The organism is Phenylobacterium sp. (assembly GCF_035539035.1).
GTDB lineage: Bacteria > Pseudomonadota > Alphaproteobacteria > Caulobacterales > Caulobacteraceae > Phenylobacterium.
The window spans coordinates 278,272-295,477 of sequence record NZ_DATLJI010000012.1 but is presented as its reverse complement, the minus strand read 5'-3'; the positions used below and the strand labels follow the sequence as shown (position 1 = coordinate 295,477).

Below are 17,206 nucleotides of genomic sequence, written 5' to 3'. Positions count from 1 at the left end.
GCCATGGCGCGCGAGATCGTCCTCGACACCGAGACCACGGGCTTCGACCCGCTGACCGGCGACCGGCTGGTGGAAATCGCCTGCCTGGAGATAGAGGACTTCATCCCCACGGGGCGGAGCTTCCACCGCTACATCGACCCGTGCCGCGACATGCCGCCCGAGGCCGAGAAGGTGCACGGCCTGTCGAGCGCCTTCCTGCGCGGCAAGCCGCGGTTCGAGCACCCCGAGGTGGTCGAGGAGTTCCTCGACTTCGTCGCCGACGCGCCGATCGTCGCCCACAATGCCGGCTTCGACCGCAACTTCGTGAACTACGAGCTGCAGCTGTGCAGCCGCCAGCACCTGCACGAGCACCGCTGGGTCGACACGCTTGCCCTGGCCAAGCAGCGCTTCCCGGGAATGCACAACTCGCTGGATGCGCTCTGCAAGCGCTTCAAGATCTCGCTCTCGGAGCGGGAGAAGCACGGGGCGCTGATCGACGCCAAGCTGCTGGCGGCCGTCTACCTGGAACTGAAGGGCGGCCGCGAACGCCGTCTGGAGCTGACCAGCGCCTCCATGATCACCGCGGTGGCGGCGGCCAAGCAGAACGAGTACGGGCAGCGCCCGCGCCCGCTCGCGCCGCGCTCCACCGACGAAGAGCGCGCGGTCCACGCCAGCTTCATCCGCGACGTGGTGAAGTCGGAAGACCTCTGGAAGAAGTTCGGCATCTGATTTCCCTCCCTTGATGGGGAGGGTGGACGGCGCGTCAGCGCCGGACGGGTGGGGAGGCCACGATCAGGCGCCGCGCCTGGACCTTGGACCCCCACCCCGCTCGCCTGCGGCGAGTCGTCCCTCCCCATCAAGGGAGGGAAAACCATCTCAGGCGTGGCCGACCTGGCCGTCCTGGGCCTTGCGGGCGGCGTAGACGCCGGCGAAGTCGATCGGATCCAGTAGGAAGGGCGGATAGCCGCCTTCCGACGAGACGTCGGCGATGATCCGGCGGGCGAAGGGGAAGAGGTAGCGCGGGCACTCGATGAGCAGCACCGGCTCGATCTCCTCGGCCGGCACGCCGCCGATCTGGAACACGCCGCCGTACAGCAGCTCAACCACGAACAGCGGGCCGTCGTCGCGCTGGGCGCGGGCCGACAGCTTCAGGTCCACCTCGAACAGGCCGTCTTCGCGCCCGCGGGCGTTCATCTCGACGCCGAGGTCGATCTGCGGCTGGGCCGCGCCGCCGCGCAGGGTCTCCGGCGCACGCGGGTTCTCGAAGGAGAGGTCGCGGATGAACTGGGCGAGGATGCGGATGCCCGGGCCTTCGCCCGCTTGGTCCTGCGCGCCGGCGCCGGCGTCGATGTCGGTCATGGTTTCGGCTTGAATCCGTGGTGAGAACGCGGGGTAGTCGCGTCTTGTCGGGGCGAGCGGCTATCATGGCGCCCCGGCCGATGCAACGCCGCCCCTGACGGGGACGTTCCCTCGTCCTATATTAGGCGGTAAAGCCCCGTCTCGAACGTCAGAAGGCCGTCTTGCAAGTCCTGGAACTGATCATCTTCGCGGGTCTCGCCGCCATCGTGCTGTACCAGCTCTACTCGGTGCTGGGCCGGCGCGTGGGCCGCCAGCCGGAGGACAACGCCGCCGCCGAGGCCGCCCGGCCCGCCGTGCGCGCCCCCGACCGCCCGCCGGAGCCGCTGGACGAGGGCGTCGCCCTAACCGGCCTGGCCGCCGTCAAGGCCAAGGATCCCGCCTTCGACGTCAGCCGCTTCCTGGGTGGGGCGAAGAGCGCCTACGAGATGACGGTGAAGGCCTTCGCGGCCGGCGACCGGGCGACCCTGCGCAACCTGCTGGGGCCGAGCGTCATGGCGAGCTTCGACACCGCCATCGCCCAGCGCGAGGCCGAGGGCCGCACGGAGACGGTGGAGTTCCTGCACAGCCCCCGCGCCGACCTGGAGAAGGCCGAGGTCGTCGGCCAGAGCGACCTGGCGCGCGTCACGGTCCGCTTCCTCGCCGAGTTCCGCAGCCGCTCCAAGGGGCCCGAAGGCGAGGCGGTGGACGACAAGCGCACCGCCGAGCTGTGGACCTTCGAACGCAATCTTAACAGCCGCGACCCCAACTGGACGCTCGTCCACGTCGACGCCGCGGAGGCTTGAGGTTCCTTGAAGCTGCGTGCTGCCGGGGCGAGCCTGTTCGCCCTGATCGCGACCGCCTGCGCCACGCCGCAATACGCCCCGGGCCCGCAGCCCGGGCCGGGCCCGTTCCCGCGCCCTGAACCGCCGAGGCCCGCGCCGCCGCTCCGGGTGATGGAGCTGTCCGAACTCCCCGGCTGGCGCGCCGACAACCACGCCGAGGCCTTCGCCGGCTTCCGCGCCACCTGCCATGTGGCCAGGGATCCCGGCCTCGCCCGCGTCTGCCGCGAGGCGAAGGCTGCGCCTCCGCTCGGCGCGACCGAGGCCCGCCAGTTCTTCGAGGCCCGCTTCCGGGCGCTGGGCACGCCGGGGGAGGGGGTGCTCACCGCCTATTTCGCCCCCGAGTACGAGGCCCGCGCGCGGCCCGATGCGGAGTTCTCCGCCCCCGTGCGGCCGAAGCCCGCCGACCTGAACGGCGGGGCCTACGCGCCCCGCACCGAGATCGAGGCCCGGCCGGCGGACGACGCACTCGCCTGGATGCGGCCGGAGGACCTGTTCTTCCTGCAGATCCAGGGCTCGGGCGTGCTGACCTTCGAGGGCGGCCGGCGGATGAAGGCGCTCTACGCCGCCAACAACGGCCAGCCCTTCGTCGCCATCGCCAATCCCATGCGCGAGCGCGGCCTCCTGGCCCGGGACAACACCTCGGGCGAGGCGATCCGCCGGTGGCTGGCCGACAACCGCGGCCCGGCGGCCGAGGAGATCATGCGGCTGAACCCGCGCTACGCCTTCTTCCGGCTCGCTCCGGACGACGGCAAACAGCCCGTGGGCGCGGCCAATGTGCCCCTACCGCCCGGCCGCGCCATCGCCGTGGACCTCGCCTACCACCAGCCCGGCGAACTGCACTGGATCGACGCCGAGGCCCCGGTGCTGAAGGGCGCCTTCCCCATCTATCGCCGCCTGGTCACCGCGCTGGACACCGGGGGCGCGATCAAGGGCGAGGTGCGCGCCGACCTCTACCTGGGCCTCGGCCCGGCCGCCGGGGCGGAAGCCGGCCGGGTGCGCCACACGCTTCGCATGCACCGGCTGATCCCCCGCGAGAGCCAGCCGTGAAGCGCCCGCTCCGGCCGGAGGAGCTGAAGGTCTGGCATCTGGTGGCGGGCACCGTCCACCCGCTCCCGGGCCGCGCCGCGCCCAAGCCCTCCGCCGAGGCGAAGGCGACCGAGGTCCCGGCGCGGGTGCCGATCTCCCAGCTTGCCCCGAAGCGTCCCGTTCTGCCGAAGGGGGAGGGGCGGGACCCCATCGAGCCCCGCCGGAAGCACCGCATCGCCCGCGAGCGCGAGCCGATCGGGGCCCGGCTCGACCTGCACGGCCTCGACCAGGACCGGGCGCGATCCGTGCTGGAGGGCTTCCTCGGCCGCGCCTGGGACGAGGGCTACCGCGCCGTCCTCGTGATCACCGGCAAGGGCGTGCAGGGCGACGGAATTCTGCGCCGGCGGACGCCCGAATGGCTCGCCGCCCCTCACCTGGCGCACATCGTCGCCGGCATCTCGGAAGCCGCCCGCCACCACGGCGGGGAGGGGGCGCTCTACGTGGCGCTGAAGCGCAAGCCGCGGGGCTGAGAGAAGCTCTTCCCTCCCTTGAGGGGGAGGGACAGGCCGCGCCAGCGGCCAGGGTGGGGAAGGGTGGGCCAGGCGCCGAGTCGGGGCCTGAACGTGATCTCCCCACCCCGCTCGCCTTTCGGCGAGTCGACCCTCCCCATCAAGGGAGGGACCGTCCCGCCTTCTCCACCAGGCCGCTGGTTCCTTCGCGGGCCTCGAGCTTCGCGGCGACGTCGTCGAGGGTGACGCCGGCGGCGGCGAGGACGACGAGCCAGTGGTAGATCAGGTCGGCGCTCTCCGCGGCGAGCGCCTTGTCGTCGGCCTGGGTCGCGGCGATGACGGTCTCGACGGCCTCCTCGCCGAGCTTCTTCGCGGCGCGGACGCGGTCGGCCAGCAGCTGGGCGGTGTAGGACGCCTGGGCGTCGGCGCCCTTGCGCGCCTCGATGGTGGCGGCGAGACGCTCGATGACCTCGGTGAACCGGCTCATGCGGCGACCTCCGTGATGCGGACCGGCAGGCCCTCGGCGGCCATGGCGCGCTTCACCTCGGCGACCGAGACCTCGCCGAAGTGGAAGATCGAGGCGGCGAGCACGGCGTCGGCGCCGCCGATCTTCACCGCGTCCACCATGTGCTGCGCGTTGCCCGCGCCGCCCGAGGCGATCACCGGCACGTTCACCGCCGAGGTCACCGCCTTCAGGAGCTCGAGGTCGTAGCCAGTCTTGGCGCCGTCGCGGTCCATGGAGGTGAGCAGGATCTCGCCAGCCCCGTGCTTCACGGCGTCCACGGCATAGTCCACCACGTCGAGGCCGGTGTCCTCGCGGCCGCCCATGACGAACACCCGCCAGCGGTCGCCCACCTTCTTGGCGTCGATGGCGACCACGGTCGCCTGGCTGCCGAAGGCGTCGGCGCAGCCGGAGATCAGGGTGCGATCCTTCACGGCGGCGGTGTTGACGCTGATCTTGTCGGCGCCGGCCAGCAGCAGGCGCCGGGCGTCCGCGACCGTGCGGATGCCGCCGCCCACCGAGAGCGGCATGAAGCAGACGTCGGCGGTGCGGGCCACCACGTCGAGGATGGTGTCGCGGTTCTCGTGGCTGGCGGTGATGTCGAGGAACATCAGCTCGTCCGCCCCGGCGGCATCGTAGGCGCGGGCCTGCTCGACCGGATCGCCGGCGTCGCGCAGGGCGACGAACTGCACGCCCTTCACCACGCGCCCGTCCTTCACGTCGAGGCACGGGATGACCCTTACGTTCAGCATTGGGGGACGTTCAGCATCAGGCGGCGACCTTCAGGGCTTCGGCCGGGGTGATGTCGCCGTTGTACAGCGCGCGCCCGAGCACCGCCCCGGCGATCGGGGCGCCCTTGCGGGCCTTCAGGCGGACGATGTCGTCCACCGAAGCCAGGCCGCCCGCGGCGATCACCGGGATCGAGACGGCGTCGGCGATGGCCCCGAAGGCCTCGACGTTGAAGCCCATGGTGGTGCCGTCGCGGTCGATGTCGGTGACGATCAGGGCGCCCACGCCGGCGTCCTCGAACCGGCGGGCGACGGTGACGGCGTCGAGGTCGGAATCCTCGGTCCAGCCCTGGACGGCGACCTTGCCGGCGCGGACATCGACGCTGACCGCGATCTGCTCGGGCCACTTGCGGGCGGCCTGGCGGACCACCTCGGGCTCGCGCACCGCCAGGGTGCCGAGGATCACCCGGCTGACGCCCGCCTCGATCCAGCGCTCGATGTCGGCCATGGAGCGGATGCCGCCGCCGAGCTGCACCGGCACCGAGACCGCGCCCAGGATCTGCTCCACGGCGGCCTCGTTGACGGCCTTGCCGGAGACCGCGCCGTTCAGGTCGACCACATGGATCCAGTGGAAGCCGCCGTCGGCCCAGGCGCGGGCCTGGTCGGCGGGGCTGTTGTTGAAGACGGTGGCGGTGGACAGGTCGCCGTGCAGCACGCGCACGCACTGGCCGTCCTTCAGGTCGATGGCGGGATAGAGGATCAAGGGCGCCACTCCAGGAAGCTGGCCAGAAGGTTGAGCCCCGAATGTTGCGACTTCTCGGGGTGGAACTGGACGCCGGCCATGTTGCCGCGCGCGACGGCGGCAGGGAACCGCCCGCCGTGCTCGGCCCAGGCGGCCACGTCGGCGGGATCGTCCGGATAGAAGGCGAAGGAGTGGGTGAAATACACCGCCCGCCCGTCCTTCAGCTCGGCGAACAGGGGATGGTCGGCCACGTCCGTGAGCGCGTTCCAGCCCATGTGCGGGATCTTGGCGGCCGGATCGGCGGGCTCCAGGCGGCGGACCTCGCCAGGGATCCAGTCGAGGCCCGGCGTGACGCCGAACTCGAGGCCCCGGGTGGCCATCAGCTGCATGCCGACGCAGACGCCGAGGAAGGGCGCGCCGCGGGTACGGACCGCCTCGGTCATCGCCTCGACCAGGCCGGGCCGGGCCTCCAGGGCCGACATGCAGGCGGCGAAGGCGCCCACGCCCGGCAGCACCACGCGGTCGGCGGCGGCCACGCTTTCGGGATCGCAGGTGACCACGATCTCGCTCTTCCCGTCGGCGGCGCGGACGAGGGCCTTTTCGGCCGAGCGCAGGTTGCCCGACCCGTAGTCGATCAGGGCGACACGCTGCATCGGAGTTTCCTTACAGCACGCCCTTGGTGGAGGGGGCGTGGCCGTGGGTCTTGGGGTCGAGCTCGACGGCCTGTCGCAGGGCGCGCGCCAGCGCCTTGAAGCCGCTCTCGGCGATGTGGTGGGAGTTGTCCCCGTAGAGGGTCTCCAGGTGCACGCACGCGCCCGCGTTCATGGCGAAGGCGTGGTGGAACTCCTTGAAGAGCTCGGTGTCCATGTCGCCGACCTTCGGCCGCGAGAAGCCGACCTTCCAGATCAGGTAGGGCCGGTTGGAGAGGTCGATGGCGCAGCGGGTCAGCGTCTCGTCCATGGGGACGTAGGCGTGGCCGAAGCGGCGGACGCCCTTGAAGCCGTCCAGCGCCTTGTTCACCGCCTGGCCCAGTACGATGCCGGTGTCCTCGACGGTGTGGTGCATGTCGATGTGCAGGTCGCCCTTGGTCTCGATCTCGAGGTCGATGCCGCCGTGCCGGGCGAAGCTCTCCAGCATGTGATCGAAGAAGCCGACGCCGGTGGAGACCTTGGACACGCCGGTCCCGTCCAGGTCCACGAGGACGCGGATCTGGGTTTCCTTGGTGTTGCGGACCACCTCGCCGACGCGGCTCATGCGCTCAGTATCCCTTCGAGGCCGCGAGATCCTTCAGCGGGACCTGCGGCCGGGGGCCGTAGTGCGAGATCACCTCGGCCGCGGCGAGCGAGGCCAGCTTGCCGCACTGCTGCAGCGGACGCCCCCGCGCCAGGCCGAACATGAACCCGGCCGCGTATTGGTCGCCCGCGCCGGTCGTGTCCACGACTTTTTCCACAGGCTCGGCGGCCACCGCGAGGCGCTCGCCCTGCGAGAGGATCACCGAGCCCTTCTCCGAGCGGGTGACGGCGGCGAGCTTGACCCGCTGGCGCAGGGCCTCGGCCGCCTCGTCGAAGCTCTCCGTCTCGAACAGCGACTTCAGCTCGGCCTCGTTGGCGAACAGCAGGTCGACCTGGCCCTCGATGAAGCCCAGCAGGGCGCCGCGGTGGCGCTCGACCACGAAGCTGTCGGAGAGGGTCAGCGCGATCATCCTGCCCGAGCCGTGGGCCAGGGCGGCGGCCTTGGCGAAGGCCCGGCGGGCCGCCTCGGCGTCGAACAGGTAGCCCTCGAGATAGACGATCTTGGCCGCCTCGATGGTGTCCTTCTCCACGTCGTCGTCGGTGAACTGCACCGAGGCGCCGAGGAAGGTGCACATGGTGCGCTGGCCGTCGGGGGTGACGTTGATCATCGACACCGCCGTGGCCGGGCCACCGGCCAGGGGGGCGTTCTCGAAGCGGGCGCCGATATCGCGCATGTCGCGGGCGAACAGCTCGCCCAGGGCGTCGTCGGCCACCTTGCCCATGAAGGCGCCCTTGCCGCCGAACGAGGCCAGGCCGGCGATGGTGTTGGCCGCCGAGCCGCCGGACGCCTGGATCTCGGGCGTCATCCGCGAATAGAGCTGCTGCGAGCGCTGCTGGTCCACCAGCATCATCGCGCCCTTGTCCAGGCCGTTCTCCGTCAGGAAGGACTCCTGCACCGGTCCGATCACGTCGACGATGGCGTTGCCGATGGCGGCGACGTCGTAGAGGTCTGGCATCTAAGGGCTTTCCGGCAGCGCGAGAGGCCCGCCGCTTAGCGGAATTCGGGCCGGGGCGCTACTTCCCCACGAACAGATGCCGGCTGGGGCAGAGGTCCGCGACCGGACACTCCTCGCACTTCGGGCGGCGCGCGACGCAGGTGTAGCGGCCGTGCAGGATCAGCCAGTGGTGGGCGCGGGTGAGCAGGGGTTCCGGGATCTTGCCCATCAGCTCGAGCTCGACCGCGTCCGGCGTCTTGCCGGTGGAGAGGCCGAGCCGGTGCGAGACGCGGAAGACGTGGGTGTCCACCGCGATCGCCGGCTCCACCCGAAGCTCGTTCAGCACCACCGAGGCGGTCTTGCGGCCGACGCCGGGCAGGGCCTGCAGCTTCTCGCGCTCCAGGGGGACCTCGCCGCCGTACTGCTCCACCAGGATGCGGGACAGCGCGATGACGTTCTTGGCCTTGGTGTTGAAGAGGCCGATGGAGGAGATGAACGGCTTCAGGCCCTCCTCGCCGAGCGCCAGCATCTTCTGCGGCGTGTCGGCGACCTCGAACAGGCGGGCGGTGGCCTTGTTGACCGAGACGTCCGTCGCCTGGGCCGAGAGCGCCACGGCGACCACCAGGGTGAAGGGGCTGTCGTAGTCCAGCTCGGTGCGCGGGTCGCTCTCCAGCGCCTCGAACCGGTGGAAGATCTCGGCGATGCGCGCCTGTTCGGCCGGCGTCAGGCGGGGCTTCCTTGCAGTCTTCGCGGGCTTGGCCATGGGGCGGCGAACATGGCCTGCGCCTTTTGCTTCGCCAAGGCGGTTTCCGGGCTTATCTTCCCAGCCAGCATGGGCCGGCCGCTGTACATGGACGCCGTGATCACGCCGCACCGCTCGCTGTCCGAGCGGGGGTTCGTCGTGCTGATCTCGGTGGTGACGCTCGCCAACCTCGCCTCGGCGGCGGTGTTCCTGAGCCTGGGCGCGACCCTGGTCCCGATCTTCCTGGGCGTCGACCTGCTGGCCATCGTCGTGGCCTTCCTGGTGAGCTTCCAGGCGGTGAAGAACATCGAGCGCGTGCAGGTCTCCGCCCGCGAGGTGCGGGTGGTGCGCGAGACGCCGAAGCACTCCGTCGTGGTCTGGGAAAGCCCCACGGCCTTCACCCGCGTGGCGGTGGAGAAGGACGACGACCGGGTGGCGGAGCTGAAGCTGGCGCTCTCCGGCCGCGAACTGCCGGTCGCGGTGGCGCTGAGTCCCCGCGAACGCGCCGAGTTCGCCCAGGCCTTGGAGCGGGCGATCTGGGAAGCCCGGCGCGAGCGGTTCTAGGCCGCCTGCACCACCGCCTTCAGTTCGCTGAGCCGCCGTTCGTCGGCCGGGTGGGTGGAGAGCGCCTCCAGCGGCTTGGGCTGGCGGGCCTGGCGGGCGATCATGCGCTCCCAGAAGGTGACGGCGGCGGCGGGATCGAGCCCCGCCTCCCGCATCAGGCCGACCCCGACCCGGTCGGCCTCCAGCTCGTGCTTGCGGGAATAGGGCAGCAGCACCCCGAACATGGCCCCCATGCCGAGCGCAGCGGCGATCTCGCCGGCGTACTGGCCGCCGTCCTCGCCGTTGGAGAGCAGGATCTGGGCGATGCTGACGCCGGCCTGGACCGCCAGCTCCTGGCTGACCCGCTCGGCCGGATGGCGGGCGATGATGTGGCCGACCTCGTGGCCCAGCACCGAGCCCACCTCGTCGTCGGAGCGGGCGAACTCCAGGAGGCCGCGGAAGAAGCCCACCTTGCCGTTCGGCAGGACGAAGGCGTTGAACTCGGGGCTGTCGAGGACCACGAACTCCCAGTCGAGGTCGGCGCGGCCGGAGGCCGTGGCCAAGGGCCGGCCGATACGGGCGAGGCGCTCATGGACCGCCGGGTCGCGAACCCGGCGGAACTCGGCAGTGACCTGGGCCCAGGCCCGGTCGGCCATCTCCTTCAACTGATCGTCGGAGACCAGCACGAACTGGCTGCGGCCGGTCTCGGCGTTGTCGGTGCAGGCGGCGAGCCCGGCGGCCGCGCCGAGCGCGAGAAAGCTCCGCCGGGAGAAGCAGGCGGCGCACATAGGCTAGAGGATGAACCTGGAGAGGTCGGTGTTGTGGCTGAGCTCGCCGATCCGGCTGGTGACGTAGTCGGCGTCCACCGTCACGGTCTCACCGGTGCGGTCGGCGGCGTTGAAGCTGACGTCCTCCAGCACCTTCTCGAGCACGGTCTGCAGCCGGCGGGCGCCGATGTTCTCCACCGCGCCGTTGACGGTGACGGCGGCGTCGGCCAGCGCCTCCACGGCCTCGGCGGTGAACTCCAGCGTCACGCCCTCGGTGGCCAGCAGCGCCTGGTGCTGGCGGATCAGGTTCGCCTCGGGCTCGGTGAGGATGCGGCGGAAGTCGTCGCGGGTCAGCGCCTTCAGCTCCACGCGGATCGGCAGGCGGCCCTGCAGCTCGGGCAGCAGGTCCGAGGGCTTGGCCACGTGGAAGGCGCCCGAGGCGATGAACAGGATGTGGTCGGTCTTCACCGGCCCGTACTTGGTGGAGACGGTGGTGCCCTCGATGAGCGGCAGCAGGTCGCGCTGCACGCCCTCGCGGGACACGTCGGCCCCGGCGCGGTCGCGGCTGGAGGCCACCTTGTCGATCTCGTCGAGGAAGACGATGCCCTGGTTCTCGGCGAGCTCCAGAGCCTCCTGGGTCAGCGCCTCCTGGTCGAGCAGCTTGTCGCTCTCCTCGGCGATCAGCGGGACCCAGGCGCCGGCGACGGTGGTCTTGTGGACCTTGGTGCGGCCGCCGAACGCCTTGCCGAACATGTCGCCGAGATTGAGCATGCCCATGGAGGCGCCCGGCTGGCCTGGCAGGTCCATCATCGGCAGGGCGGGGCCCGAGTCGGCCACCTGCAGCTCGACCTCCTTGTCGTCCAGCTCGCCGGCCCGCAGCTTCTTGCGGAAGCTCTCGCGTGCGGCGGTGGAGCCCGGGCCGGTCAGGGCGTCGAGGATGCGCTCCTCGGCGGCGGCCTCGGCGCGGGCGCGGACGCCGGCCCGGCGCTTCTCGCGGACCATGCCGATGGCGCCCTCCACCAGGTCGCGGACGATCTGGTCGACGTCGCGGCCGACGTAGCCGACCTCGGTGAACTTGGTGGCCTCGACCTTGAGGAAGGGCGCCTGGGCGAGCTTCGCCAGCCGGCGCGCGATCTCCGTCTTGCCGACCCCGGTGGGGCCGATCATCAGGATGTTCTTCGGCGTCACCTCGTCGCGCAGGTCGTCGGGCACGCGCTTGCGGCGCCAGCGGTTGCGCAGCGCCACGGCGACGGCGCGCTTCGCCTCGGCGTGGCCGACGATGTAGCGGTCGAGCTCGGAGACGATCTCGCGGGGGGAAAACTCGGTCATGTCCGCTCGTAGATAGGGAAGGGGCCGGCCGCTTACGACGTCTTCGGGGGCGGAACGGCCAGGAGCTGGTCGTAGAGCAGGCGCCAGCCCTCGGCGTCGTTGCGCCAGATGCGCACATAGTGGCCGCGGCGATCCTGGCCCTCGGCGGTGGTCCAGTGCGCGGCGCCGTAGGTCCAGGCGAGGTCGCCGGCGGCCGAGGCGCTGCCGCCGAGCGGCGAGAACAGGATCACCTGTGGCCGGGTGTCGAGCTCGGCCTCGAGGCCGGCTCGGTCCACGGGCGGCTTCGCCTTGGAGCCCACCACGCGGGCGTCGGGGGCGATGTGGGCGAGGTAGGCGCCCTTCACGTCCTTGCGCGCGGCGGCGGCCAGCGCGCTTTCGGCGCGGGAGACCTCGGTCATGGCCTTGGCGGGCGAGCCGGCCTGCCGGGCGGCGAGGCGGGCGTAGGCGACGGGCGAGTCCTTCGGCGCGGCCCCGGTGGTGTCGCTGGGCGGGCCGCCGTCGAAGAGCCACTTCCACGAGCCGTCCGGCTGCTTCGCCCAGACGGTGAAGTACCAGGCGGCCGGCTTGCCGCCGAGGGTGTAGGGCCCGGTGGTGAAGCCGAGATCGGCCGACCGCGCGATGCCGGCCCACAGCGGCCACCAGACGAGGTCCGGACCCTTCGGCGCCGGCTTCTCGAAGGCGGCCTTGGCCAGCGTCGGGTCGGGCGTCAGCACGATGCCCTCGGGCGCGGAGTGCTTCAGGAAGCTGTCGCGCACCCCCATGGCCAGGCCGTCGGCGGCGAACGCCCGCTCGGCGGCCACGACCGGCGCCGGATCGACCGCGGCGGCGGCCGGGAAGGCGGTCGCCAGCAGGGCGGCGGCGAGCGCCAGGCTAGAGCACTTCAACCGTCAGGCTCCCGTTGGTGTAGACGCAGATCTCCGCGGCGATGGCCATGGCCTTGCGCGCCACCGCTTCGGCGTCGAGGTCGGTGTCCATGAGCGCGCGGGCCGCGGCGAGCGCATAGTTCCCGCCGGAGCCGATGGCGGCCACGCCGCCCTCCGGCTCCAGGACGTCGCCGACGCCGGTGACGGTGAAGATCGCGTCCTTATCGGCGACGATCAGCATGGCCTCCAGCCGGCGCAGGTAGCGGTCGGTCCGCCAGTCCTTCGCCAGGTCCACGCAGGCCCGGGCGAGCTGCTCGGGATACTGCTCCAGCTTGGCCTCGAGGCGCTCGATGAGAGTGAAGGCGTCCGCCGTCGCGCCGGCGAAGCCCGCCACCACCCGGCCGCCGGCCAGGGTGCGCACCTTGCGGGCGTTGCCCTTGACGACGGTCTGGCCCATCGAGACCTGGCCGTCGCCGGCGATCACCGTCTTGCCGCCTTTGCGCACGGCGAGGATGGTGGTGCCGTGCCAATCGGGAAACGGCGCTGTATGGGTCGACATGGCCTGCGATGTGGCCAGCGGGCGGGGCGAGGTCAAGCCGGATGAGCTTCACCGACGAGGAGGTCGAGCGTTACGCCCGCCATCTGGTGCTGCGCGAGGTGGGCGGCCCGGGCCAGCAGAAGCTGAAGGGCGCGCGCTGCCTGATCGTCGGCGCGGGCGGGCTGGGCGCGCCGGTGTCGATGTATCTGGCCGCGGCGGGGGTGGGCTCGATCTTCCTGGCCGACCCCGACACCGTGGACGCCTCCAACCTGCAGCGGCAGGTGATCTACACCGAGGATGACGTGGGCCTGCCGAAGGCCGAGGCCGCCGCCGACCGGCTGCACGCGCTCAACCCGCACGTCTTCGTGGCCGGCTACACCGGCGCCTTCGACGCGGAGTCGGCCGACGAACTGGTCACGGACGTGGACCTGGTGCTGGACGGCACCGACGACTTCGCCACCCGGTTCTGCGTCAACGCCGCCTGCGTGCGCCACGGCAAGACCCTGGTCTCCGGGGCCATCGGCCGCTGGACGGGGCAGGTGGGGGTGTTCGCTGGCCGGCCCTGCTACCGCTGCCTGGTGCCGGAGATCCCGCCCGAGGCCGAGACCTGCGTCGCCGTCGGCGTGGTCGGCGCGCTGGCCGGGGTGATCGGTTCGATGATGGCGCTGGAGGCGATCAAGCTGATCACCGGCGCGGGCGAGCCCCTGGTCGGGCGGCTGACGCTCTACGACGGCCTGGCGGGGGAAAGCCGCACCGTGCGGGTAGGGGCCGATCCCGAGTGCCCGGTGTGCGGAGGCGGCGCCTAGGCCAGCGAGGTGGAGATGAAGGCGGTGGTCTTCTCCAGGACCACCTTCCAGTTCTCGGAGGACCAGCTGGTGTGGCCGGCGCCGGGGATCTCCAGGCGCTCGACGGGCTTGCCGGCCGCCACCAGGGCGTCCTGCATCAGCTTCGACTGGCGGGGCGGGACGACCTGGTCGTCGGCGCCGTGCAGCAGCAGCACGGGCGCGGCGAAGGCGGCGGCCTGCTGCCGGGGCGAGGCGGCGCGCAGCCGGACGGCGTCCCGGGAGGGATCGCCCACGGTCCGCACCCAGTAGCGGTAGGACGGCGAGTCCTCGCCGTCCGCGCGCTCGTCCTTCAGCATCTCGAGGAGGTCGGAGACGGGCGCGATGGCCACCACAGCCCGGTAGAGGTCCGGCCGGCGCACGGCGCCCTGCAGGGCCGCATAGCCGCCGTAGCTGGCGCCGCAGATGGCGATCCGGTGCGGGTCGGCCCAGCCGAGGGCGACCACCTGGGCGACGGCGTCCTCCACGTCCTCCTGCATGCGGTCGCCCCAGCGGCGACGGCCCTGGTCGGCGAAGGCGCGGCCGTAGCCGCCGGAGCCGCGGAAGTTCGGCTGCAGCACCAGCCAGCCCCGGGCGGCCAGCGCCTGCACCATCAGGTCGTAGTCGTAGTAGTCGCGGATCTCCGGCCCGCCGTGCGGCATGACCACCATCGGCAGCGGCCCCGGCTTCGCGCCGGCGGGCACGCTGAGGTAGGCGGTGATGTCGGCGCCGTCGCGGGTGCGGACCTTCAGGGTCTCCATCCGCGCCAGCCGGGCGGGGTCGAGCCAGGGCCGGGTGGTCGCGACGAGATGCAGCCGCCGCGTCTCGCAGTCGTAGACGTGGAAGGCCCCCGGCTCCCGCGGGCCCGTGGCCTTCAGCAGCAGCCGCCTGTGGTCGAGGCTGATGTCGTAGAGGCGCACATTGGCGGTGTTGCCGAGCGCGGCGTTGATCGCCCGGTAGTGGGGCGCGAGCGCCGGGTCGGCGAACTGGTAGTCGAGGCGGTCGGTGCGGGTGGAGGTGGCCACCAGCCGCAGGTTTTCGTCGATGACCGCCGTCTCCATGTCGACCGGCGGGCGGTCACCGACCACCGGGCCGAATTCCAGGGTGCGGATGTCGAAGGTGCGGATCGCCCGGGTGTCCTCGTCCTCGGCGCGCATGGCGACCAGGAAGACGCCGGGCTCGGGCGTCGGGCCGACCACGTCGAAGTCGGGCAGCTTCTTCAGCTCGTCGCGGCGCGACTTGCGGATCAGCTTCCATTCCGTCTGGCCGGGCGCGCGGGCGAACACCGAGACCACCGTGCCGCGGCGGTTGGAATCCATCCGCAGCATGGGCACGCCCCGCTGCGTCAGCCAGAAGTCCGTGGTGGGCGGCCCGCGCTCGATGACCGTGGCCCGGCCGGTGTAGACGTCCACCTGATAGAGGCTGAAGGCGCCGCGGAAGGCGTCCCAGGTCTGCATCAGCACGTGCCGCGGGTCGTCGTGCATCAGGTCGACGATGCGGGCCGCGTCGAAGCTACGGCGCAGGACGGCCTTCTGCTCGGCGAACAGCACGACCGGATCGCGCCCGTCCACGCCCACGGAGATCACCCGGCGCACCGGCATGGGGATCAGCACCCCGCTGACCCAGACGCCCGTGGGTCGTCCGCGGTCGTCCTTGCGCACGGTGACCCAGATCAGCAGCCGGTCGTTGGAGGCCCACTCCACCTGGTCCACCTGGTACTCCCCCAGGCTGACGGGGGCCGGCGTCGCCTCCAGCGCGTCCATCCGGCTGATCATCACCAGGGTGGTGCGGTCGTCGCCCTCGCCCCGCTCGCGCAGCACCGCCAGCTGCCGGCCGTCCGGCGAGATGGCCGCGTCGCGCACCACGGGCGCGCGCAGCAGCTCGTCGAGGGTGTGCGGCCTGGGCGGCTGGTCGGCGGCCCAGGCTCCCGCAGGGGGAGCCAGCCCCGGAAGGGCGAGGGCCGCGGCCAGCACGGATCGGCGGGTTGGCGCCAACATGGGCCTTCCGGTGACGTCGTTCGGCGAAGCTTTCGCCTTCCCGGCGCGGGGCGTCAATCCGGCACGCGGATGGCGCGCCTCAGAGCATCTGCGGCAGGACCCGGTCGGGCGGCCGGTGGCCGTCCATCCAGGTCTTGATGTTGATGACCACCTTCTCGCCCATCTCCACCCGCGCCTCGACCGTCGCCGAGCCCAGGTGGGGCAGGAGGACGATGTTGGGCATGCCGATGAGCTTCGGGTTCACCGTCGGCTCGTGCTCGAACACGTCGAGGCCGGCCCCGGCGATGGCCCCGCTCTTCAGCATGTCGGCGAGCGAGTCCTCGTCGATGATCTCGCCGCGGGCGGTGTTGATGACGATGGCGTGCGGCTGCAGCAGCTTCAGCCTGCGGGCGGACAGCAGGTGGTAGGTGGCGGGCGTGTGCGGCGAGTGGACGGTGATGATGTCCATCCGGGCCAGCATCTGGTCGAGGCTCTCCCAGTAGGTGGCCTGCAGCTCCTCGGCGATGCGGGGGCTGACCGGCTTGCGGTTGTGGTAGTGCACCTGCATGCCGAACGCCTTGGCGCGGCGGGCCACGGCCGTGCCGATCCGGCCCATGCCGATGATCCCCAGCCGCTTGCCGTTGACCCGCCGGCCCATCATCCAGGTGGGGGTCCAGCCCTTGAAGCCGCCGGCCTGGACGACGTTGGCCCCCTCAACGATCCGGCGGGAGACCGTCATCATCAGGGCCATGGTCAGGTCGGCGGTGTCCTCGGTGAGCACGCCCGGGGTGTTGGTGACGGTGATCCCCCGGGCGTTGGCGGCGGCCACGTCGATGTGGTCCACCCCGGCCCCGAAGTTGGCGATCAGCTTCAGCCGCTCGCCGGCCTTTTCCAGAAGCGCCGCGTCGATCCGGTCGGTGATGGTGGGGGCGAGCACGTCGGCGCGGCCGACTGCGTCGATCAGCGCCTCGCGCGACAACGGCTCGTCGGTCAGGTTCAACTCGGTGTCGAACAGCTCGCGCATCCGGGTCTCCACCGAGTCCGGAAGTTTGCGCGTGACGACGACTTTCGGCTTGCGGGTGGGCATGTGCGAACTGAAAAGGGGACGTTTCCGGCTGCGCCGCTTCGCCGGCGCGTTCCTGTTGCGATGACCTGTAGCAAAGGGTCCATGGGCGGCCAAGGCGAGGCGATACGAATGGTGGGGGCGAAGCTGCGGGCGCCGAAAAGGCTGGCGCTCGTCCTGCTGGCCGCCCTGACCGTGGGCGGACCTGTGGCGGCCGCCGATCGGCCGACCCCGTCGGGCCTGCCGGTGCCCCGCTGGGTGACGCTGAAATTCGACAAGGTGAACGCCCGCAAGGGGCCCGGCGACGATCATCGCCTGCTGTGGGTCTACCGGGCGCGGGGCCTGCCGGTGCAGGTGGTGGCCGAGACGGCCGAGTGGCGCCGCGTCTGCGATCCCGACGGCGGACTGGCCTGGGTGCACAAGCGGACCACCGACGGCCGGCGTGCGCTGATGAACGTGAAGCCCCAGCCGGTGGCCCTGCGGCGCAAGCCCAAGCCGACCGCCAAGGTGGGCGCCTATTTGAACTCCCGCGCCCTCGCCGCGTTGGTCCGCTGCGACAAGGGTTGGTGCCGCGTGCGCGCGGAGGGCGCCTCCGGCTGGGTCCGCGAAGGCGAGCTCTGGGGCACGGCGTCCAGGCCACAATGCCGCTGAGCCGGCCGGGCGCGTTCAGA

Annotated in this window: 21 protein-coding genes; 7 read left to right on the top strand and 14 right to left on the bottom strand. The window is 71.7% G+C overall.

Going from position 1 to position 17,206, the window contains the following annotated elements:
• Positions 1-3: 3 nt before the first annotated feature.
• A complete protein-coding gene (gene dnaQ, locus VM685_RS06725) occupies positions 4-708 on the top strand; it encodes a DNA polymerase III subunit epsilon (protein WP_325459347.1) in 705 nt (234 codons plus the stop codon).
• A 147-nt stretch (positions 709-855) separates the two neighbouring features.
• Here dnaQ and secB read toward each other — a convergent pair whose 3' ends face one another.
• Positions 856-1,338 (bottom strand): protein-export chaperone SecB, encoded by a 483-nt coding sequence (secB, locus tag VM685_RS06720; protein WP_325459346.1) that lies wholly within the window; start codon positions 1,336-1,338, stop codon positions 856-858.
• A gap of 161 nt (positions 1,339-1,499) precedes the next feature.
• Here secB and timA point away from each other — a divergent pair, with 161 nt between their 5' ends.
• The 3 genes from timA to VM685_RS06705 are packed head-to-tail and all read left to right on the top strand — an operon-like array spanning position 1,500 to position 3,715.
• A complete protein-coding gene (timA, locus tag VM685_RS06715) occupies positions 1,500-2,120 on the top strand; it encodes a TIM44-related membrane protein TimA (RefSeq protein ID WP_325459345.1) in 621 nt (206 codons plus the stop codon).
• 6 nt (positions 2,121-2,126) lie between these two features.
• Positions 2,127-3,206 carry an MltA domain-containing protein gene (locus VM685_RS06710; protein ID WP_325459344.1) on the top strand — a complete coding sequence of 360 codons (1,080 nt, stop codon included), beginning with the start codon at positions 2,127-2,129 and terminating at the stop codon, positions 3,204-3,206.
• The gene (locus VM685_RS06705; RefSeq protein ID WP_325459343.1) at positions 3,203-3,715 is read left to right on the top strand and encodes a Smr/MutS family protein; all 513 of its coding nucleotides are present in this window, start codon (positions 3,203-3,205) and stop codon (positions 3,713-3,715) included. Before VM685_RS06710 ends, VM685_RS06705 begins: the two co-directional genes overlap by 4 nt.
• 139 nt (positions 3,716-3,854) lie before the next feature.
• On the opposite strand, the gene VM685_RS06700 is transcribed toward VM685_RS06705, so the two are convergent.
• From VM685_RS06700 to nth, 7 genes are read right to left on the bottom strand one after another with little or no spacing between them, the layout of a single operon-like run.
• On the bottom strand, positions 3,855-4,181 hold the full coding sequence (locus VM685_RS06700; protein WP_325459342.1) for a phosphoribosyl-ATP diphosphatase: 327 nt from the start codon (positions 4,179-4,181) through the stop codon (positions 3,855-3,857).
• On the bottom strand, positions 4,178-4,948 hold the full coding sequence (gene hisF / locus VM685_RS06695) for an imidazole glycerol phosphate synthase subunit HisF (protein ID WP_325459341.1): 771 nt from the start codon (positions 4,946-4,948) through the stop codon (positions 4,178-4,180). The genes VM685_RS06700 and hisF overlap by 4 nt, the downstream gene beginning before the upstream one ends.
• Positions 4,949-4,964: 16 nt before the next feature.
• Positions 4,965-5,687, bottom strand: a complete 723-nt coding sequence (gene hisA, locus VM685_RS06690; protein WP_325459340.1) for a 1-(5-phosphoribosyl)-5-[(5-phosphoribosylamino)methylideneamino]imidazole-4-carboxamide isomerase — start codon at positions 5,685-5,687, stop codon at positions 4,965-4,967.
• Positions 5,684-6,319 carry an imidazole glycerol phosphate synthase subunit HisH gene (gene hisH, locus VM685_RS06685; RefSeq protein WP_325459339.1) on the bottom strand — a complete coding sequence of 212 codons (636 nt, stop codon included), beginning with the start codon at positions 6,317-6,319 and terminating at the stop codon, positions 5,684-5,686. The genes hisA and hisH overlap by 4 nt, the downstream gene beginning before the upstream one ends.
• A 10-nt stretch (positions 6,320-6,329) precedes the next feature.
• Positions 6,330-6,920, bottom strand: coding sequence for an imidazoleglycerol-phosphate dehydratase HisB (hisB, locus tag VM685_RS06680; RefSeq protein ID WP_325459338.1), 591 nt, complete (start codon positions 6,918-6,920; stop codon positions 6,330-6,332).
• A gap of 4 nt (positions 6,921-6,924) precedes the next feature.
• On the bottom strand, positions 6,925-7,914 hold the full coding sequence (locus VM685_RS06675; protein WP_325459337.1) for an adenosine kinase: 990 nt from the start codon (positions 7,912-7,914) through the stop codon (positions 6,925-6,927).
• A gap of 58 nt (positions 7,915-7,972) precedes the next feature.
• Positions 7,973-8,656 (bottom strand): endonuclease III, encoded by a 684-nt coding sequence (gene nth / locus VM685_RS06670; protein WP_325459336.1) that lies wholly within the window; start codon positions 8,654-8,656, stop codon positions 7,973-7,975.
• 69 nt (positions 8,657-8,725) lie between these two features.
• On the opposite strand from nth, the gene VM685_RS06665 reads away from it, so the two are divergent.
• Positions 8,726-9,199, top strand: a complete 474-nt coding sequence (locus VM685_RS06665) for a DUF2244 domain-containing protein (RefSeq protein ID WP_325459335.1) — start codon at positions 8,726-8,728, stop codon at positions 9,197-9,199.
• Here the strand turns inward: VM685_RS06665 and VM685_RS06660 are convergent.
• The 4 genes from VM685_RS06660 to hslV are packed head-to-tail and all read right to left on the bottom strand — an operon-like array spanning position 9,196 to position 12,696.
• Positions 9,196-9,966: a M48 family metallopeptidase gene (locus tag VM685_RS06660; RefSeq protein ID WP_325459334.1), complete on the bottom strand. Its 771-nt coding sequence runs from the start codon at positions 9,964-9,966 to the stop codon at positions 9,196-9,198. The two genes, VM685_RS06665 and VM685_RS06660, sit on opposite strands and share 4 nt — an antisense overlap.
• A 3-nt stretch (positions 9,967-9,969) precedes the next feature.
• Positions 9,970-11,274, bottom strand: a complete 1,305-nt coding sequence (gene hslU, locus VM685_RS06655) for an ATP-dependent protease ATPase subunit HslU (RefSeq protein WP_325459333.1) — start codon at positions 11,272-11,274, stop codon at positions 9,970-9,972.
• A 32-nt stretch (positions 11,275-11,306) separates the two neighbouring features.
• Positions 11,307-12,158 (bottom strand): nuclear transport factor 2 family protein, encoded by an 852-nt coding sequence (locus VM685_RS06650; protein ID WP_325459332.1) that lies wholly within the window; start codon positions 12,156-12,158, stop codon positions 11,307-11,309.
• Positions 12,145-12,696 (bottom strand): ATP-dependent protease subunit HslV, encoded by a 552-nt coding sequence (hslV, locus tag VM685_RS06645; RefSeq protein WP_325459331.1) that lies wholly within the window; start codon positions 12,694-12,696, stop codon positions 12,145-12,147. The genes VM685_RS06650 and hslV overlap by 14 nt, the downstream gene beginning before the upstream one ends.
• A 41-nt stretch (positions 12,697-12,737) precedes the next feature.
• On the opposite strand from hslV, the gene VM685_RS06640 reads away from it, so the two are divergent.
• Positions 12,738-13,481 (top strand): molybdopterin-synthase adenylyltransferase MoeB, encoded by a 744-nt coding sequence (locus VM685_RS06640; RefSeq protein WP_325459330.1) that lies wholly within the window; start codon positions 12,738-12,740, stop codon positions 13,479-13,481.
• Here the strand turns inward: VM685_RS06640 and VM685_RS06635 are convergent.
• Complete coding sequence (locus VM685_RS06635; RefSeq protein ID WP_325459329.1) at positions 13,478-15,493, bottom strand: S9 family peptidase; 2,016 nt, start codon at positions 15,491-15,493, stop codon at positions 13,478-13,480. The two genes, VM685_RS06640 and VM685_RS06635, sit on opposite strands and share 4 nt — an antisense overlap.
• A gap of 79 nt (positions 15,494-15,572) precedes the next feature.
• Positions 15,573-16,559: a D-glycerate dehydrogenase gene (locus tag VM685_RS06630; protein ID WP_325459328.1), complete on the bottom strand. Its 987-nt coding sequence runs from the start codon at positions 16,557-16,559 to the stop codon at positions 15,573-15,575.
• A gap of 108 nt (positions 16,560-16,667) precedes the next feature.
• Between VM685_RS06630 and VM685_RS06625 the strand changes: the two genes are divergently transcribed.
• On the top strand, positions 16,668-17,186 hold the full coding sequence (locus VM685_RS06625) for an SH3 domain-containing protein (RefSeq protein ID WP_325459327.1): 519 nt from the start codon (positions 16,668-16,670) through the stop codon (positions 17,184-17,186).
• The last annotated feature ends 20 nt before the right edge of the window (positions 17,187-17,206 follow it).